Source organism: uncultured Campylobacter sp. (genome assembly GCF_937997465.1).
Lineage (GTDB): Bacteria > Campylobacterota > Campylobacteria > Campylobacterales > Campylobacteraceae > Campylobacter_A.
This window is the reverse complement of the sequence record NZ_CALKTQ010000124.1, coordinates 1-1,742: the sequence shown is the minus strand read 5'-3', so window position 1 is coordinate 1,742 and position 1,742 is coordinate 1. Positions and strand designations below refer to the sequence as shown.

Genomic DNA, 1,742 nt, shown 5'->3' with positions numbered 1-1,742 from the left:
CGAACCAAGAAGCTAAGCTCGTCCTGGCTGATGATACTCTCCCTTACTGGGATGTCGGGAAAGTAGGTCGTTGCGGGCTTTGTTTTTATTCCTTTATACTTTTTATCCCTTATTTTACATTCTTTATTCTTTGGTTTGGTTACCTTGTAATCTGTTGTATTTTTTTACAAATTTGTTTTTGGCTTTATGAATTTATTGCTTTGGCTAATAGGGAAATTTGGTTTTAATTTTGTCCTTTATTCCATTTGATTGGTTTGCTTGGTTTGATCGATTTATATAAACCAGTACAATCCTGGCTCTACGCCCCATTTATACTATAAGGCATGCCTACCAAAGATTGAAGTAAGTGAAAATTTTAGCAAGCGTCTTAAATTGTACTCAAGCAGCAATTAAACTTTATTCAAGTATTTTTAGGAGAAAATGCTAAATTAAAACTGCTTGGAGAATTATGAGTATCTACGAGTTAAAACCAAAATTTCAAAACCTACTTCGTCCGCTAGTAAAGCGTCTTTATAATGCCGGCATTACGGCAAATCAAGTCACATTAGTAGCCTGCGTTTTGTCTATTTTACTAGGTGCACTACTAATCAAATTTGGCGACGTCTCTGCTTTGTTTTTTTTGCTGCCTGTTTGGATGTTTTTACGTATGGCTTTAAATGCTATCGACGGCATGCTAGCCCGCGAATTTAGTCAAAAAACGCCGCTAGGAGGCTATCTAAACGAAGCTACCGACGTTATCTCCGATACTGCACTTTATCTGCCGTTTGCTTTTGTGGCTCCTTTTGACTGGGGTGTTATCTCGCTCGTTATATTTCTAGCCTTTATGAGTGAGTTTTTAGGTGTCCTAGGGCAGGTGCACGGCAGCGGCAGGCGCTACGACGGACCTATGGGCAAGAGCGACCGCGCATTTGTATTCGGGCTTATCGGCACTATATATGCGGTATTTGGTCAGCTACCCTCATGGTTTAGTTGGGCGCTTTACGCGGTGGCGCTTTTGCTTGTACTTACCTGCATAAATCGCGTTAGAATGGGGTTAAAAAGCTAGTTTAATAAAATACGTGGCATAAATTTGAGGAATTAATTAAAAATGCGATAATACATTTGTGCAAATTTATGCCTAGACTCCCATAAATCAAACGATATAAATCTCAAAACAATATTCCGCTGCAATGCTATAACATCTGGCGTAGTTTACGGTACGGCCAAATTTGGTTTAAAAGTTTTATAAAACTAGCATAGGTTTAGTAGGCAAGCAATAAATCGCAATCCGCACTCAGATAAATTATTTAAAAAATAGCTGAAAAATGTAGCATGGTCGTGGGAAAACTTTATCAAAAAGATAGCCAAATTTATAGACGATGCAAGCTAGTCAAATTTAAAATAAGAGCTTGCGATAGCCGTACAAAAAACTAAATTTGGCGAGCATATCAAATTTATAAATTCAGTTTTTACTAAAGTTATCTCATTGCCAAGGCGAGCGGGTATTTTCGTTTGAGTGTAGGTTTGGTGGTTGAGATCGCTTTTTATTAAGCAAAGACTATGTAATACTCGTGTTGTAAAACGAAATTTGTCGCCCAACCGAAATTTTAAAATTTAGCGGGCGCGAGCGGATTTTTGGACGCGCGAGAAATTCTGCGCGCTATTTTATGCAGCGTTCGCGCGCCCGTAAAGATTGCCCAAGCGACGGTTATTCGCCCAGGAAGTATTTCAGATCCGCCTGCGCGTCGCCGCTGATTAGGCGA

General features: G+C 39.4%; 2 protein-coding genes. Both read left to right on the top strand.

The genetic code is table 11. From position 1 onward, the window contains the following. A partial coding sequence (locus Q0546_RS03845) for a hypothetical protein (protein ID WP_298790696.1) occupies positions 1–227 on the top strand: 227 nt, incomplete at its 5' end. A gap of 221 nt (positions 228–448) precedes the next feature. Then, positions 449–1,045: a CDP-alcohol phosphatidyltransferase family protein gene (locus tag Q0546_RS03840; protein WP_298790694.1), complete on the top strand. Its 597-nt coding sequence runs from the start codon at positions 449–451 to the stop codon at positions 1,043–1,045. The last annotated feature ends 697 nt before the right edge of the window (positions 1,046–1,742 follow it).